The following is a 16,104-nucleotide window of genomic DNA, read 5'->3' on the forward strand; positions in this document are numbered from 1 at the left end:
TCAAACCAACTTATTAACTAAACATAGAGTATTAATTAACTCGCTACCCACTCGATCTCAATCAATGTCGTATCGCCACACTTTAGGCGACCAAGGAAGATATCGCCTTTGTGTACAGCACCAACACCTTTTGGAGTACCCGTCATCACAACATCACCGTCTAGCAAGGTGGTATAAGAAGACAGCTCTTCTAGGATAGTTTGTGGGGAGTAAAGCATCTGCTCAACATGTCCTTTCTGAACGCGAACACAGTTGATGAACAGCTCTAGATTCAAGTCCGTGAGCTCCAAGCCAGTAGTAGGAACAAAGCGACTGAGAACAGCAGAACCATCAAACGCTTTAGCACGCTCCCAAGGCAAGCCTTTCGCCTTTAAGCTACTTTGTAGCTCGCGCTTGGTAAGATCTAGTCCTAAGCCCACAGCTGAATATTGGCCATTTTCGACGATGAAACAGATTTCGGCTTCGTAGTGCAGTGCTTCTTGATGAAAAGAAGACAGAGATGACGTAACACTGGTACTCGGTTTATTGAAAACCACCATAGCATCAGGGATTGCATTGTTAAGTTCTTCAATGTGATCGACATAGTTACGCCCAACACACAGCACCTTGGTTGGTGTTGCGGTTCGTTTCGAATTCATCAATTGTTCCTGATCTACAACGCTGCTCATAGTTTGTCCCTGAACTATTTTTGGAACGCAGAGTTTACCGCATCATAAAGAGAGAATCTTCGACAAGATGGTTACCAATATCTAAATTCTGATCTTTAGCTCAATTAAATGATTTAAATACTTTTATCCGAAGATCGCGACATATAAGAACTGATAACAAGAGCCATAGCTACGTAGATAAAATGAATGGCTCGGTAACATGAAGGAAAAGCTCAAACAGGTGCGTATAGAACGAAAGAAGCCCTCTCAAACCCAAAAGGCTTGAGAGGGCTTAGCATGGTGTCTAGGACAGTATCCTAAAAGGTAAACTTAAGGAGTAAACACTATGCTAAATAAGTCTGCGACTTATAGGTAGTAACGAGCACCAAGTAGCCACTGGTCGTCAGCATCTTTCTTGTAAAGGCCTGAACCTTGAAGATCAAACTGGTAACCTGCAAAACCTACGAACTGAGATGTGAAGTTGTATTCAGCTTGTAGAGCAGTCGTGCTGTATACAGTTTCGCTGTTCTTGTCGTCTTCTACCGCTTCGTAGTTAACGCTTAGGTTAAGGCTGTTAGATAGAGCGTAAGAAGCTAGTAATTCAATTGCTACAGACTCTTCTAGTACACCAGTGAAGCTACCTACAGTCGCAGAGTTCATGTAGTTGTTCATTGCGTATACACCTGCAAGGTATAGACCTTCCGCGCCGTATGAACCGTAAGTTGCACTTAATACGTGAGAATCAGCAGTTTTTGAGCCAACAAAACCTGCGTAATCAACGTCACCTGTGTTGTAAGCGTAGTTTGCAGTGAAGTCAGCAATAGCGTAGTTCAAAGCGAACTGACCACGGTTTCCGTAATCGTTGCCATTGTCTTTATCTGCCTTACGGCCTTGCCATGCAACAGCTGCACTTAGAGAGCCTGCGTTTCCGAAGTCTAGTGCATTAGCGTAGCTCACCATCTCTTCACCACGGCCAGTACCTAGATTACCGTGATCATCGTAAATAAAGTCGTTTGCGAAAGCGATTGGCATATCAGCAACGCCAGCAACGTTGTAGTAAGGTGCCCATTGAGTACCTACTGCTGCACGACCTAGGTCATCATGAGTTAGACCAACGTAACCTAAACGAGTTGTGAATGCTTCATCACCGCCGTCAAGCATGTTTAGCGCCCATTCACCTTTAGCATCAGCAGTAAAGCCGTTACCTAGTTCATGAGTAGCGTTGAAGTTAATACGTGGAGAAACAGACTCTACACCGATATCATCTTCGTTGATACGGTCACCACTGTTTACGTCACCAACTGCAACTGAAACGTGGCCGCCAACTGAGAATGTTGTGCCGTCTTCGTTGTAAAGTTCTACTGCAACTGCCTGTGTACCAAATACTGCACCAGAAATTGCTAGCGCTAAAAGTTTCTTATTCATTGTCATATCCATTTGTAACTGGGTGAGTTTTTCACTAACAACCTCGTGCTTACGGAGAAGTTGTTACCTGCATTTAACAAGTAGGAAAACACTAATATACGAATGACAAAAAAGTTGCATTAAAATATATAAAATAAAACAAATCACACTATAAAAAAACAAAAAATCAATATTAAACAAAAAGATAGAACACAAACCTGTCGTGACCTTTTTTATATTTTGAGACTGATGGCTCATCAATTTTTGATTTTTCAATCGCAAAAGTAGCATTAAAATTCAAAGCAACATATTACTCATTAGACCATTGAGTGACATATCTTTAACCTTGAAACATTTTGTAACACACAGAACTCAGCTGAAATATTTTTCTTTGTGAAACAATTCCCAATTTGAGCTAGGAAAAATCACTCAATTGAAAGTTCACTAAAAAAAATACAAAAAAAGGGCAACCAATCAGCGACCGGTTGCCCTTAATAACACATCATTAAACTCTTATTTGAAGCAAACTTCAGCCCAGCGAGCTAAACCTGCAGTTACCGAACCGAAATAGTTGCCACTCACAATAGGTACGTTAGGCACAGCTTGTTGTACAGCTTCACGAAGTATCGGTGAACGAGCTGAACCACCCGTCATGTAGATTACGTCTGGCAGTTTCTGACCTTGTTGAATCGCTTCTTTAACCAACTCAATCATCTTAGACTTTGGTGTTTCAATCGCTTCAACCATCTGTTCGATTGAGATGTCCACCTCGACCAATTCAGAGGCAACATTAATCGCAGCACGATATTGAGAGGATTCTGCCAGCGCGATCTTAGCTTCTTCCGCTCTGCGCACAATGCCGTAACCTAAAGTATCATGATAAACCTTCATCAAACGTTCTAGCTTTTGAGGCTCTGACGCTTCTTTACGAAGTAATTTCAATGCTGCTAGGTTTTCTCTTGAATAGAAATTCTTTTGAGCTTCAACATTATTAATCGCAATTGGATTCCAGAATTGAGTCAGTGGCATATCGATACCCGAAATGCCTTTGCTGCCCATACCAAAAGGTGACATCAGTTGTTTGAACGCAAGATAGATATCGAGGTCATTGCCCCCTACCCTTTGTCCACTGTGTGCGAGCAAACTCTGGGTACGATCCGCTTTACCAGACCAAGTTGGTCCCATTTCTAACAATGAACAATCGGTGGTACCACCGCCAATATCCACAACCAATACCGTTTGGTTTTCAGTTAAGGTGCTTTCGTAATCAAGACCTGCAGCTACTGGCTCAAATTGAAAAGCGATATCAAAGAAACCGGCACGCTTAGCTGCGCGAGACAGTATATCTTCAGCTTGTCTGTTCGCCTCTTTTCCACCTCGACCATGAAAGTTAATTGGTCGGCCGATGACGGCTTGTTTGATCTGCTCTTGAGTCGTAAGCTCAGCTTGGTGTTTAATATTTGCCATCATGGCGCACACTAAATCTTCGAAAAAGCTCACCTGAACATCATGCAGTCCACTCGCACCAAGGAAAGACTTAGGGGACTTAACATAATAAACGTCACGAGGGTCTTCTAAATAGAGATCCAACGCAGCCTGACCAAATGCCATATCTTCCGGTACTAGGTCGATACTCTCTTCTCGGTTCAATGCAATCGCACGTCGTAACACTTGCTCACCAACCGCATCACTTGGCTTGATGTTTAAATGGCGAAATAGATGCTCAGAAACACTCTCGCGAGTAGGAGCAAACACAGTTGAGGGAATATAGTGGTTGTCACCTTCTAGTGGTAACAGGCTAGGTTCTCCATTAACCATCGCCGCGACAGAACAGTTCGCTGTTCCATAATCAAATCCAATAAACATAATATCCCCCACGCAACAAAAGGGGCGAGATGCTACATGAAAAGCCTTGAAATTACGAGGTCATTTACTTCTTTCGCTTGGTCATTTTTATTTTTCTGACTCTTAATAGCCAAACAAATATGCTACATTTCAGCCCAAATGAATCACAGGTTAGATAAATGAAAACACCTTGCCGAGCGGCTTGTAAAAATAATGGCGGAATGTGTAGCGGCTGCTTTCGCACAATGGATGAAATTATAGGTTGGAAAGGCTTATCTGAAAGCGAAAGGGATTCTGTTATGGATAACGTCAGTGGCGCGAGTTCAACTCACCAATGTCCCCAATGTAATGAACCCGCTCAATGCGATATCAGCGCTGGTAAAGACACGTGTTGGTGTTTTGAATTAGAGAAGCGCGATACAAGCGGTATTCCAAAGGCTGGAGTTTGTATGTGCCGTAAGTGCTTGTCTGCCCTGCCTGTTCAGTAGTTTATAACCTATTCAGCAAGTTACGAGCAGGTTCAACATATACAAAAAAGCGAGAGATTGCTTTCTCGCTTCAAAATACTGAGATTAAATTTCGACCTAATCGTTACCTGGTTAGTGTCTACTTCGCTTTTTCAAGAAGCGCAGGCTGAGAAAACTGGATACCATTCCAGCCATAAACCATGAAGTTGCGAATATTTTGATGGTCGGTATTCTCTGGAAAACCTAACACGTCGTTACGATAAAATTGACCAAAACAAGCCAATGTTTGCTCTGCTGATAGGCCTTGCTCTAAACCAAAAGCAAAAATCTTACACGAACCGTTATTCTGACCGGCTGCATTCACAACATCACCGTTGCGAAATTCACACTCTGAAAAGTCATAGCGTGCTTCTATCACTTGCATCGTATCTTCAAATTGCACGCTTTCCGGGGTTTCAGCTAACGTGCTTAATAAGGTTTCCAGTTCCATTTACTATTTCTCCATCAAGTAAGTAATGTACAGCAGTGTATCTTTTTTTTCGACAAGAGTAAGCCGTTGTTTACTTAGGATAGCTCGTCATTTTTTTTGTTGTACACGGCTAATTACCTTAATGAAACTAATGACATAGTTTTATCAGGACGTTATATTATTTTATCAGATGGTTAACATTGTTCAGTAACGAATATGCATAAAGATAAAAACTTAGAACTGTTCAGATACCTAAAACCAGGTACAAAAACAGCAGGTGTATTGGAATTTGGCCCAGACGATTCAATCCAGATCAGTACGCTCTATATCGGACACAAACAAGATCAGTACCTTATCCTTGAACTGTCACAAAAAGCGACCGAAGCACTGACACTCAGAAAGCTCATCAATGTCGATACTATAGTTCGCGCCATTACCGATACTGAGCTTGGTCACATCGTCGCATTTAAGACCAATGTATTGGCTCATATCACCTCACCCGCGCATCTTATCTTCCTGCGCCCACCTTCAAGCTTTGCCACTAAACCAATCAGAGAACACGAAAGATACAAGGTACGCCTCAACTGTGAAGTGACCTTTGACACCTTGTCATTGGATGCAACTCTGGTTGATTTTTCAGTGTCAGGTTGCGGGATCTATCTTACTCAGCAATCAGATATCGACGTAGGCTGGAAAATAAAGGTCAACTCTCTCTTGAATGAACACTTAGATAGCGACTTGGTTTACAAAGTAGTGAGTAAGAAAAGACAGGGACAGGGTTGGCTATTCGGCATCCAATTCCCCGAGCACTTAGATATGAGTGACGAGCTAAAAACGCTGCTTTTAGAGCAAGCTTTTGTAGCAGGCTCTATTTAGGCTTTAAATTTCCGCTTCGAAACACTACCTCTTTAAAGCGCGACTTCAGTAAACCGCAGCTTGAGCAAACCAGTGTTTCAGCATGCAACTGTTTAACTAAGCCTCATTCCAATATGAGTTTTTGAAGTGCACAAAGGCCTGATGTAGTGATTGTTCTTTAATGGGTTTTACAATCACGTAATTCGCCCCAGCGGCCATAAAACTGTCTCTTGTTGACTCTTGAGCATCTGCGGTACATGCATAAATTGGGGCTGACACACCCATCTCATCTCTTAGTTGCTGAGTGGTTTCAACACCACCGAGATTAGGAAGTTGGTTATCCATCAAGATCAGATCATAACTTATCATCTTAGCCATCTCTATTGCTTCTAAGCCATCTTTTGCCCAAGTCACGACCATGCCATATTTTTTACAAAAAGCCTGCGCAATAAACGCGTTGGTGTGATTGTCTTCCACCAACAACACATCCAAAGGTCGACTAAACAATGCCTGCGGTTCAACTTCTGCTTGTTGTTTGGCCTCAGCCAATAGCGGTTTGGCGAGCACGATCACAGGGATTTCTATAATGAACTCCGAGCCTTGATCTATCTCGCTGCGAACTTGAATGTCCCCTTCCAACATATCGACCAAACTTTTTACAATCGTTAAGCCTAACCCTGTCCCACCATACTCACGTGTCGTAGTCTCTTCTGCTTGAACAAAGGGTTCAAACACAGCATCAATCTTACTTTCATCAATACCAATACCGGTATCTTTCACTCGAACGATTAAACTGGCGTGCTCTGAGTTAAAGATACTTTCAAGTTCAAAGCTAACAGAAATACCGCCTTGATGAGTAAATTTAAGAGCGTTACTCACGAGATTAAACATAATCTGATTAAGGCGCACTTGGTCGGTGTTGATTTCAATATCATCAGCCAAGTGGTTCACAATAGTGAACGCGACCGATTTATCCTCGCAAAGCGGGCGATAGATACTTTCTAAGGTATTAACTAACTCCCCTAAGCGGAAATTTTTCTTTTGAATATTGAACTGCCCTTGCTCAATCTTTGAAAAATCCAAGATATCGTTAAGTACCGCTAGTAAATGTTCCGCACTATTACACAGTACATCCACCTGATCGCGGTTGTCTTCACTGTGCATAGAGCGTTTCAACAACTGCGACACACCGAGAATACCATTAAGTGGCGTGCGAATTTCATGACTCATCTTAGCTAAAAAGTCTGCACGTACATTGGCAAGGTGCTCTGCTTCTTCTCTTGCTCGATCGGCTTGTCGTTCAGCCTCGATAAGCTTAGTAATATCTTGTCCTTGCACTACCACACCTGTGATGCCGTGTTCTACGCGAATAGCAGACATATTCCAGCGAAACACCTTTTCACCAATGGGGACATTAATACCCGTTAGCTTAGAACCTTGAACCACCATTTGAATGTTAGGCAACATACGATGCTCAAATTCTTGAGCGATTGGGCCATAGTTATCATCGGCGTCAAATAGCGCCATACGAGCCGCGGGGTTCATCTGAATCAAGTCACCTTTATCAGACCAAACCAAGATAGGAGAATGAGCAAAGTTAAAGAGGTCTTGAAACTTTTGATTCTGTTCTGATAAGCGCTCAAAGGTGTCTTCAAGGGTACAACCAATATGATGAAATTCGAAAATATTAGAACCATCGAACTTGTTGTACTCTTCACCATCACTTGCTGAACGAGTGAAATCCATCAGCTTATCTAACTCAGCGGCAACCCTTCTTTGAATCCAAGTTCGCGCAAAGAATGACATCAATATAATCACCACAATCACCACGATGATCGCACGCTGATAATTCTCTTCTAACGCAATGAAATTATTATTTTTTTGAACAGCTCGAATGATTAAAGGAGTTTCAACAGCATTGATCTTAATGGTTGCGATGGTGACAAAATGACGAGGCAACTGCTCGTATATGTGATAATTGAGTATGTCTGTAATGGTATAGCTTTCATCACCACTGAATGTCGATGTAACAGGTGTTCCGTGCGCTTCAATCACGATATTTTCGCTATTACTGCCCTGTTGGATTGACTCAGCCAAAGAGAAGTTGTTATCAAGCACAATGGCGATATAGAGCTGACCAAGGACTTCCCCAGTAGCGTTATCAACAATAGGGGTACGGCGAGCCAACAAGTGACGCTTACCTATATTTGTCCTCAGTTTAATAAAATGCCAATTACTGCTGAACGAAACCTCATCAGAAATATGCTTTAAGCTGGACTCATCTAAACCATAAAATTGACTGTTACCATCTTCCCAAGCCAAACCATCATGGGTAGCCACAAAGCGTAAATCTGGCGCATGATCAGGCTCACGTTGGTCAACACCAAAGAAAAAGTAGCTCAGCACCTCTTCATCGCTCGTATCAAAATACTCTCTGAGAGTGTCACTGTGTGAACTACTGTCTTGGTGGATTTGCAGCACCGACAAACGATAATCAAACATGTTTTGGATCAGGCTTGAGGTTTGCTGAACCGTTCGATTCGTCTCTTGCTTTACGATGTTACTGCTGGTTTCATAATTATGAATAAGCACGCCAAGTGCCATCACGCCTATCACTAAAATAACGATACGCGTAATGAGTCTAGCTAAAGTGTTCCTAGGTGTACTGGCGTAGCTTTTCTTCATTATTGACCTGAGTACCTAAATGCTCGCTGTTTAAGTTCTGAAATACGTTCTGGGGAATCTTCCTTGGTCACAATTTCAAATTCACCAGAGTAAACGGTAGGCACTTCCAAACCGACTAGATCCCATTTGATCGCCTCTGCCATCGCAATGCCCGTATCGTCGTTCATACGCATGATAGTTACATCTAGGTCGCCCCTCGCAATGGCTTCAAGTTCAGCAGAGCCACCTCCCCAACCATTCACTAAGATGTCTCGACCAGATTCGCGAATAGCTTCCGCTGCACCTAGGGCAACATCCGTTGAGCATGCATAGATAAAGTCTAGATCCTTATCGTTCTCTATGCTGATTTTAGCCGCTTGGTAGCCACTGTCTTTGTTTGATTTGGTGTAAAACGAAGACTTAAGGGTAAAGTTAGTATCAGTATTCACTTCATGGATAAAAGTATCTCCACGCGCATCACTGATATAGCCTTGTGAGTAATACAAAACAGAATACTTACTGTCTGGTGGGCTTACTTGTTTAAAATAGTCCGCCAGTTTTAAGCTGCCTGTAGCATGGTCAAAGCCCACATACATAAATGGCTGTCTATCCGCCCAAGCTCGCACTGGCGTCGTAATATTTTGCAGAATCAACTTAGTATCTGTGGAGGTCAACACGTGCTCAATAAACTTGCGGTGACGCGTGGTATCTAGCGTGAAAATCAAATAGTCCGTTTTGTTTTCAATCGCTTCTTGCAATGAAATGCTCTGCTGTGCGAGATCAGCATTAATACGGGTAAATACTTGATTTATTTGGTAGCGAATCTTCAGCCTATCGAGACGCTTCTCAAAAGCTTGAATATTACGAACCCAGTAATCCGAGATCTGTTGACCCGGATACACCACAGAAATCGTAATTGGCTCGTCTTGAATTCTTCTCAGTGGCACAGGGTGATTTTGTACAGCCTCGACCATTTTATCGGTCAATGCTTTTTGTTCTGGAAAATTGGAAAGATAATCTTGGTATTCCCAATATCCATTGAGGACATGAGTACCGTGGGAGAGAGCGGACGCAGAAAATACGGCAAGTCCAAACAACATAAGTAAACGTTTCATATTTTTCTCGTTTTATATGAGCTACTTTGACTCATTTTTTAACCTAGCATGACACCATCTCTTTGTATGGCTAATGGATATTATGTAGGACAACGATGATAAATGATAGCGTCTAACACTAATTAGAACGACATTCTAAATGAGTAATATGTTAATTTTGAATAGAGATTAAGAGCAGCGAGTTGAATCATGATTTCAGACCATTAACAGCAAGAACAATTAACCTTTAAATTCATGCATTTAAATATAATTATTGTAGGCTTTTACATTATTAACATTTTATCAGTAATAAATATTTTGGCTATGAATTATGAGACTTCGATATATTGAATTTTGTCTTGTTGCCACTCAATAATCAGTTTGAGTGATACCAGTTTTTCTTTGCGGGATTTGGGCAATTGCTTGATCGCGTATTCGGTTTTCAACGCCTCACTTTTTGAGCCAACATCAAAACTCCAAACCAGCCTAAGTGGGCCTTTACCTTTTAAAGCTTTGGCGCCTTTACCGGTTTGATGTTGTTCAAATCGACGTTCAAGATTGTTCGTCACGCCACAATAAAGGGCATTGTGACGATTGCGGATCAAGTACACGACCCAATCCGCATTTTTATCAGCGCCTGACATTTAAAGCAGCGATTCAACCAGAGCCTTAAGCTCTGCCACTTCTGCTCGTAGGCTTGCTACTTCAGACTCAAGCTCTTCAAACTTTTCACTCGTCGCAGAGGGTGCAGCCGCGCTTACTGATGCCGTCGCAAACGCTTCAACATCCACTTCACCGCTCAATAAGTGCTGGTAGCGTGATTCACGTTTACCCGCTTCGCGTGGTAGCTTGACCACTAGCGCACCAGCTTCTCTTGCAGCTAGCTTATCTAATGTTGCTTCGACTTCTTTCACATCACTAAAGTTTGCAAGGCGCCCTGTTCGAGTACGGAGTTCACCGGGCGTTTGTGCGCCGCGAAGCAGCATGCAACAGATGATTGCACGCTCTTGCTCTGTAAATTGCAGATCACCGAACTCAGTGTTACAGAAACGGTGCTGATACTTATTAACACGGCTGTTGAAGCTACTTTCATCGCTCACCATACGACGTCCGATCAAACCATCAACCGCATCTAAAACGTCTGACTCAGAAAGAGAGAGAACAGGTTCACGGTTACTCTTTTGATTACATGCCGTGGTTAAGCTGTTCAGTGTCAGTGGGTAATGATCGGGAGTAGTGACTTCTTTCTCGATCAAGCAACCGATAATTCTCGCTTCAATTGGGGAAAGTACTGTGTTCATCGTTTTTCCTTTTTATTATTTTGATAATTCCATCTCAACACTTAACAATGCAGCCAATACTGGCTAGTGCTCAGACAAAATCGGTACTCGTTTCTTTCTGCCTTGTTCATCAATCATTATGATCTTAGAACGGTTTAGCTCTATTTCCACGACTTCCAAATAAGTACGCTCTTGTACATACGCATCACGAAGCTTGTTCTGCTCTGCCGAAGATTCAGTAACATCGTCACCCAAATCTTCTGTTTCCAATTGTTGTTGATTCATTTCACATATCGTATCAATGCAGTATCTACATAGGATACTAACTTGATCGGTAAGATAAAAACAATCGCACATCGGCGAGAGTGACGAATAATTAAACAACCTTACTTTTGCTTTGATCTAAAGACTGTTACATCATCAATTGATGTGCTTTAATCAGAACCAGACAACGTATTTGACGAATAGGAAAAGGAATCTATGAGCAGCGTATTTGAAATTGTTAACCAAGCACGACGTAAGAACAAACTTAAGCGTGAACTTCTAGACAACGAAAAGAAAGTTCGTGACAACCGCAAGCGTGTTGACCTTCTTGATAACCTACTTGATTACATCAAGCCAGAGATGACTCACGACGAGATCCTAGGCATTATCAAGAATATGAAAGCTGACTACGAAGACCGTGTTGATGACCACATCATCAAGAGCGCAGAGATTTCTAAAGCTCGCCGTGACATCAGCCGCCGCATTCGTGAACTAACAGAAGAAGACAAGCAAACGCAAGGTAAGAAGTAATCTAACCTCGCTGATTAACTTGTAATAATGTTAGTAACCCACTCTTTATAGTGGGTTTTTTTGTACATAAATTCCAGTGTCTATACTTAAGCTTACGTATTTACTGATTCAAATATTACTAGCAAAGCCAACGTAAGTAATGGAGCCACCTTATGTACTCAAGCATCCTGATTACCTTAGCGCTATCAACGACTCAACCCTACCCAGAAGAATTTGAAAGGCTGTATACCGAAGAGACTGAAATCACCTACGAGGATCTCGTGGTGGATGTTCATGGCTACAAGGTACCGACTCGCTCGGCATTTCGTGGCTGGATGCTTCTAAATCACGCAGAAGACCAAGTAAGAGAGATCGGACAACAGCTCAAAGATGCGGGAATCACACAAAGCATGCCTTTACATCTGGTGTTGTTGCAAGGAACAGACTGGGCAATGAGTAACACCACCTTGTTTACCCTCCCCAACAAAAAACATGTACCCAACATGATCAACACCTTGAAGTACATTCAAGAATACATCGAGCCTGAAATCGGTGTGGTTATTCCTGTTTCTGGTGAACGTTCAAAACTCTACAATCAACAAGCTGGCGGTGCCCTGCAAAGTAAACACTTAGAGTTCTGCGCCTTAGATCTTGTCCCAGCCAACGGTATTTCTCGAGCAGATTTGCACGTTAAACTCAAAAAAATTCACGCTGAATACGGGCAGAAGAATAACGTAGGGTTAGGCCTGTACGCCGGCGTTCGATTCCATATCGACACTTGCGGCTTCAGAAACTGGTAACTTAAAAAGACACCAAAAAGTCAAATGGACACATCTATTGGCCATGTCTTTTTGACACTACCCATATCTGGATTTTTATTAAACCATTGATATTTAATTAAAGTTAAATATGGAACGCTAATTGCTATTACTAAGTATCAAAAGAAAATAATAGCAATTAGGAATTCAATATGAAGACGATGACTCAACGCTTTCAAACTCTGCTTTCTGTTTCAAACTTCAGTCTAGCTATCACAACCTTGCTTATGCTTCTCAGTATTATAGTTGCTTATCCAATGGCCAATCACTTCTCACTGCCGATTCAAATTGTCGCCCACATCAGCACCATCTTAGTCGCAGCCTTGTTGAAAATCAGTTATGTAGGTCGCTGTCTTGCACAATACAACCTTGGCTTAGAAGTCCGCTAGACGATATCAAGGCTACTGAAAAGATCGTACAACTGGTGAGATTTATAAGGTTTGGGCAAGTAGGCGTTCATGCCCGCTTCAAAACAATCTTTAATGTCTTCTTCCAGGACACTAGCGGTCAAAGCAATAATGGGTAATGGCGCAGCTTGTTGAGTGGTTTCCCACTGTCGAATCGCACGAGTCGCCGTTATACCATCCATAACAGGCATCATGCAGTCCATTAAGATGGCATCAAACTGAGCACCTTGAGTGATGACGTCCACCGCTTCTTGGCCATTACTGGCAATCAAATACTCATAACCCGCTTGCTCAAGGAAGAAGCTCGCTATTTTTTGATTCATCAGATTGTCTTCAACGATCAAAATGCGTCGATTCAGAGAGCGAACCTCTTCATCTTTTGGTTCCACCGCTGATGCTTGCTCTTCACCGACATCAAGCGATTGTAAGCTGTTTAAGAATCGTCGGCCCAAGAATGGCAAGGTATGAGTCGAGTGGACCGTTTCTGTGATTAGGTTGGTTTTGAATAGGTGATGCTGACACACGATGACGCGGGCAAGAGGATATATCGCCTTCAACGTCGCAAGATCTTTCTCCATCGAGTGATGCAAGGTATGACAATAAAGTATCAAGTCGCTTTCTTTTACACTTTCACTAAGGGCAGCAATGGATGACACCACATTGGCTCGAACATTCAAACGCTCACACTCTTTAACAAGCTGATCAAGGTAATTGAAAGAGTTCGAGATGATCGTCGCTCGGCTCAGGTTATCGAAAGTTTGAACAGGCGCTTCTACAACATCGACATACAAACAAAACGTGAATGTAGAGCCCTCTCCTTTCACTGAACGTGCGGTAATGTAGCCCCCCATCAAATCAACAAGCTGTCGACAAATCGCAAGCCCTAGCCCCGTACCACCAAATTGGCGGGTAATGCTGCCATCTTCTTGAGTGAAAGGTTCAAATATGGATTCTAACTTCTCTGGTTCAATCCCAATCCCGGTATCAGACACGCTGCATTCCAGCTTACCCCTGCCCATAGACATAGGGGTATAAGCAATGTCCGTGGTAATTGTGCCCTTGGACGTAAACTTAATGGCATTCGAAAGCAGATTGGTCAGCACCTGTCTCACGCGGTACTCATCGAAAAACAGTTGTTGCGGCGTTTGATAGTCGATATTGATGTCGAGCTCGATATCCTTACTTATCGCTTTCGACAGAATCACACTTACAGAGTCATAGACCGCCTCTCGTAAATCAGCATTGTGTGGTGACAACATCAAGTTACCCGACTCGATTTTAGATAGGTCGAGGATGTCATTAAGTAGGACTAGCAAAGAGTGAGAAGACGATTCAATATCCCCTAATACTTCTTGCTGATTTGCGCTAAGTTGGCTTTGAGATAAGATCTCAGCCATGCCAATAATACCGTTAAGTGGCGTGCGTATTTCATGTGACATATTGGCTAAAAATGCGCTTTTGGCTTTATTGGCCGAAATCGCGTCTTCTTTTGCTGTTATCAACTCTTTATTGTGAAAGTAGTTACGCTCCATCACTCGATTTAGAGTTTCAGTGAACTCGGTGAGTTCATCGTTCCCTTGAATCTGAATCACCTTGGGTTCACCGTAGCTATCTGCGCATTCAGATACCCCTCTTAGGATAATCGATAAGTTTCGATTTAAGCGAAGAGACGTTGCTACACCGAGCCACAACAACACACCTGAAATGGCAAGAATAAGCAAGGTCATGATCAGGGTTTGCTTTTTTTGTAGCGCTATATTGTTGGTCAGATCAAACTGTAATTGCTTGGTATAAGCACCCACTGCCTTTGAAATCGCCAACTTCTTTCGTTCTAAACCTTCCACATGTTCATATATTTCAGGTGAAGAGAAGTCACCTTTGAGGATTCGATCGGTAAATCGGTTTTGAAATTCATCTTTAGAAAACGTACTTAGTAGCTTTCTAATTTCAGACGAGCGACTACCTGATCGGAAAAACATATCTAATAATTGCTGCTGCCTTTCTAAAGCACCAACATAACTCAATAAATATTGATCAATCAGCTCCGGAGAGCGATACAAACGGTAACTCAGCCACGCTTCTCGCTGAGTCCAGAACACGTAATGAGTAAGATTGATAAACATCGCGTTAGCTTGACTGACTTTTTCATCCACAATGTTAATACGATATTCAGATAGCTCCATTAACACGCCTTTTAACAAGTCGAAGGCACGCTCTGTCAATTGCGTGTTGTTATCAGTAACCTGTGATGCGTCCCTGTTAATACTGGAGGTTACACGGGCGAGTCTCTCTAATACACTCTTAAGCTCAACCAGCTGTGGTTCAACAGTCCAATTACTGTCGAACTGTTGAAGCTGTTTCTCGTATTGAGCTAGCCTAGTCAAATCAGTTTTCAGTTTTAAAAGCAGCAGACCTTTCTCTGAAGAGTCATTAGACAGAACCAACCATCGATAAGCATCACTTGAAATCGTATTAAAAGATTGAAGCGCTTCAACCTTAATACGGGTTGTTTCAAGGTGATTCATCTTCTTTTCGTTCTTAAGCACTTCATTCACTGTAAACCCAAACATAATGAGTACAGAAACCGTAGAAAGAAAAATAAGACGCCATCTAATTGATATATTTATCATTTTTATAACTACTCCCTTCCCGAAAGTAATTTACCTAGCCCAGATTAAGGATAGGACATTAACAGGGGGTTATTGATCAAATTGGATATGAACAAACGTTACTCTGAGCCCAGAACGAAAAATTAGAACCAACTGATATCCAGAACGGAGCTTTAAAGCGAAGGAGCATACTTGGAATAAGTGAGCTTTACGCGCGGGAGATTTCTACAAATGAGCTCTAAACGAGAAAGGTTTAAGCAAGCACGATGTAAACAAAAGACACTTTCTCCAGTTGTTATCACCCACATAACAAGTGAACATCCACTTACTACGACTCAACTAAACTGTGAATGATGACTTGCCATAACAAATAATTAGATGATTCAGGTAAAATTGTGACATCCAATCGTTTGCGTGATGGACTTTTTGCACTCGAACTCCGCTTATTCAAAAGTCGAACAAGAAAGGACGTTGATTACCTTATTTGTCGTTTACTCTTTACGTGTAACCTGAGTCAATGATCACATATTTAATGATCACCATGACCTTTATTACATACTACATTTTGATTTGAGTATTTTTTGACGAAAAATAAGTGCTACAGATTGTTAAAGTCAATAGTCTTTATCGACGTTGAAATCTTGATTTTTGGCTAATATAAAGTCAATTTACAGACATTTTGTCTACATTTATTTTTCCTAGCAGAATAACCCGTCGTACCTTACAATCCTGCCACATAAAAATTACAAGTTACACACAAGACATATCAAG

15 protein-coding genes are annotated in these 16,104 nt (G+C 42.0%); 5 read left to right on the forward strand and 10 right to left on the reverse strand.

Annotated features, from left to right (window positions below; all coding sequences use genetic code 11):
- Nucleotides 1-35: 35 nt before the first annotated feature.
- The 3 genes from CWO13_RS17110 to yegD form a co-directional block, all read right to left on the reverse strand.
- Nucleotides 36-668, reverse strand: a complete 633-nt coding sequence (locus CWO13_RS17110) for a fumarylacetoacetate hydrolase family protein (RefSeq protein WP_102431453.1) — start codon at nucleotides 666-668, stop codon at nucleotides 36-38.
- Between the two features lie 345 nt (nucleotides 669-1,013).
- Nucleotides 1,014-2,072, reverse strand: coding sequence for a porin (locus tag CWO13_RS17115; protein ID WP_108083278.1), 1,059 nt, complete (start codon nucleotides 2,070-2,072; stop codon nucleotides 1,014-1,016).
- Between the two features lie 492 nt (nucleotides 2,073-2,564).
- Nucleotides 2,565-3,917 (reverse strand): molecular chaperone, encoded by a 1,353-nt coding sequence (gene yegD, locus CWO13_RS17120; RefSeq protein WP_108083279.1) that lies wholly within the window; start codon nucleotides 3,915-3,917, stop codon nucleotides 2,565-2,567.
- A 158-nt stretch (nucleotides 3,918-4,075) separates the two neighbouring features.
- On the opposite strand from yegD, the gene CWO13_RS17125 reads away from it, so the two are divergent.
- Nucleotides 4,076-4,384, forward strand: coding sequence for a DUF1289 domain-containing protein (locus CWO13_RS17125; protein WP_102480769.1), 309 nt, complete (start codon nucleotides 4,076-4,078; stop codon nucleotides 4,382-4,384).
- Between the two features lie 118 nt (nucleotides 4,385-4,502).
- Here CWO13_RS17125 and CWO13_RS17130 read toward each other — a convergent pair whose 3' ends face one another.
- Complete coding sequence (locus CWO13_RS17130) at nucleotides 4,503-4,853, reverse strand: HopJ type III effector protein (protein ID WP_048663329.1); 351 nt, start codon at nucleotides 4,851-4,853, stop codon at nucleotides 4,503-4,505.
- 195 nt (nucleotides 4,854-5,048) lie between these two features.
- Between CWO13_RS17130 and CWO13_RS17135 the strand changes: the two genes are divergently transcribed.
- Nucleotides 5,049-5,708, forward strand: a complete 660-nt coding sequence (locus CWO13_RS17135) for a PilZ domain-containing protein (protein WP_102480768.1) — start codon at nucleotides 5,049-5,051, stop codon at nucleotides 5,706-5,708.
- A 96-nt stretch (nucleotides 5,709-5,804) separates the two neighbouring features.
- Here the strand turns inward: CWO13_RS17135 and luxQ are convergent, their stop codons facing one another.
- The 5 genes from luxQ to CWO13_RS17160 form a co-directional block, all read right to left on the reverse strand.
- Nucleotides 5,805-8,372, reverse strand: coding sequence for a quorum-sensing autoinducer 2 sensor kinase/phosphatase LuxQ (gene luxQ, locus CWO13_RS17140; RefSeq protein WP_102480767.1), 2,568 nt, complete (start codon nucleotides 8,370-8,372; stop codon nucleotides 5,805-5,807).
- Nucleotides 8,372-9,466 (reverse strand): autoinducer 2-binding periplasmic protein LuxP, encoded by a 1,095-nt coding sequence (locus CWO13_RS17145; protein WP_048659069.1) that lies wholly within the window; start codon nucleotides 9,464-9,466, stop codon nucleotides 8,372-8,374. The genes luxQ and CWO13_RS17145 overlap by 1 nt, the downstream gene beginning before the upstream one ends.
- A 308-nt stretch (nucleotides 9,467-9,774) precedes the next feature.
- Nucleotides 9,775-10,089, reverse strand: coding sequence for a GIY-YIG nuclease family protein (locus CWO13_RS17150; protein ID WP_102480519.1), 315 nt, complete (start codon nucleotides 10,087-10,089; stop codon nucleotides 9,775-9,777).
- A complete protein-coding gene (locus tag CWO13_RS17155) occupies nucleotides 10,090-10,746 on the reverse strand; it encodes a YceH family protein (RefSeq protein WP_019823422.1) in 657 nt (218 codons plus the stop codon).
- Between the two features lie 63 nt (nucleotides 10,747-10,809).
- Nucleotides 10,810-11,010 (reverse strand): hypothetical protein, encoded by a 201-nt coding sequence (locus CWO13_RS17160; protein WP_048659067.1) that lies wholly within the window; start codon nucleotides 11,008-11,010, stop codon nucleotides 10,810-10,812.
- Between the two features lie 195 nt (nucleotides 11,011-11,205).
- On the opposite strand from CWO13_RS17160, the gene CWO13_RS17165 reads away from it, so the two are divergent.
- From CWO13_RS17165 to CWO13_RS17175, 3 genes are all read left to right on the forward strand, one after another.
- Nucleotides 11,206-11,520 carry a DUF496 family protein gene (locus tag CWO13_RS17165; protein ID WP_004730049.1) on the forward strand — a complete coding sequence of 105 codons (315 nt, stop codon included), beginning with the start codon at nucleotides 11,206-11,208 and terminating at the stop codon, nucleotides 11,518-11,520.
- A gap of 152 nt (nucleotides 11,521-11,672) precedes the next feature.
- A complete protein-coding gene (locus CWO13_RS17170; protein ID WP_048659066.1) occupies nucleotides 11,673-12,299 on the forward strand; it encodes a D-Ala-D-Ala carboxypeptidase family metallohydrolase in 627 nt (208 codons plus the stop codon).
- A gap of 170 nt (nucleotides 12,300-12,469) precedes the next feature.
- Nucleotides 12,470-12,706, forward strand: a complete 237-nt coding sequence (locus CWO13_RS17175; protein ID WP_048659065.1) for a hypothetical protein — start codon at nucleotides 12,470-12,472, stop codon at nucleotides 12,704-12,706.
- Here CWO13_RS17175 and CWO13_RS17180 read toward each other — a convergent pair.
- Nucleotides 12,703-15,294 carry an ATP-binding protein gene (locus CWO13_RS17180; RefSeq protein WP_108020100.1) on the reverse strand — a complete coding sequence of 864 codons (2,592 nt, stop codon included), beginning with the start codon at nucleotides 15,292-15,294 and terminating at the stop codon, nucleotides 12,703-12,705. The genes CWO13_RS17175 and CWO13_RS17180 overlap by 4 nt on opposite strands.
- Nucleotides 15,295-16,104: the final 810 nt, after the last annotated feature.

The sequence above is a fragment of the Vibrio sp. ZF 223 genome (assembly GCF_003050585.1).
GTDB lineage: Bacteria > Pseudomonadota > Gammaproteobacteria > Enterobacterales > Vibrionaceae > Vibrio > Vibrio crassostreae.

Excerpts from the sequence above, each read along its gene's own strand:
- luxQ (WP_102480767.1), bottom strand. The coding sequence starts at position 8,372 with ATGAAGAAAAGCTACGCCAGTACACCTAGGAACACTTTAGCTAGACTC.
- CWO13_RS17170 (WP_048659066.1), top strand. The coding sequence starts at position 11,673 with ATGTACTCAAGCATCCTGATTACCTTAGCGCTATCAACGACTCAACCC.
- CWO13_RS17175 (WP_048659065.1), top strand. The coding sequence starts at position 12,470 with ATGAAGACGATGACTCAACGCTTTCAAACTCTGCTTTCTGTTTCAAAC.
- CWO13_RS17160 (WP_048659067.1), bottom strand. The coding sequence starts at position 11,010 with ATGAATCAACAACAATTGGAAACAGAAGATTTGGGTGACGATGTTACT.
- CWO13_RS17125 (WP_102480769.1), top strand. The coding sequence starts at position 4,076 with ATGAAAACACCTTGCCGAGCGGCTTGTAAAAATAATGGCGGAATGTGT.
- CWO13_RS17150 (WP_102480519.1), bottom strand. The coding sequence starts at position 10,089 with ATGTCAGGCGCTGATAAAAATGCGGATTGGGTCGTGTACTTGATCCGC.
- CWO13_RS17130 (WP_048663329.1), bottom strand. The coding sequence starts at position 4,853 with ATGGAACTGGAAACCTTATTAAGCACGTTAGCTGAAACCCCGGAAAGC.
- CWO13_RS17155 (WP_019823422.1), bottom strand. The coding sequence starts at position 10,746 with ATGAACACAGTACTTTCCCCAATTGAAGCGAGAATTATCGGTTGCTTG.
- CWO13_RS17165 (WP_004730049.1), top strand. The coding sequence starts at position 11,206 with ATGAGCAGCGTATTTGAAATTGTTAACCAAGCACGACGTAAGAACAAA.
- CWO13_RS17115 (WP_108083278.1), bottom strand. The coding sequence starts at position 2,072 with ATGAATAAGAAACTTTTAGCGCTAGCAATTTCTGGTGCAGTATTTGGT.
- CWO13_RS17110 (WP_102431453.1), bottom strand. The coding sequence starts at position 668 with ATGAGCAGCGTTGTAGATCAGGAACAATTGATGAATTCGAAACGAACC.
- CWO13_RS17135 (WP_102480768.1), top strand. The coding sequence starts at position 5,049 with ATGCATAAAGATAAAAACTTAGAACTGTTCAGATACCTAAAACCAGGT.
- yegD (WP_108083279.1), bottom strand. The coding sequence starts at position 3,917 with ATGTTTATTGGATTTGATTATGGAACAGCGAACTGTTCTGTCGCGGCG.
- CWO13_RS17180 (WP_108020100.1), bottom strand. The coding sequence starts at position 15,294 with ATGTTTGGGTTTACAGTGAATGAAGTGCTTAAGAACGAAAAGAAGATG.
- CWO13_RS17145 (WP_048659069.1), bottom strand. The coding sequence starts at position 9,466 with ATGAAACGTTTACTTATGTTGTTTGGACTTGCCGTATTTTCTGCGTCC.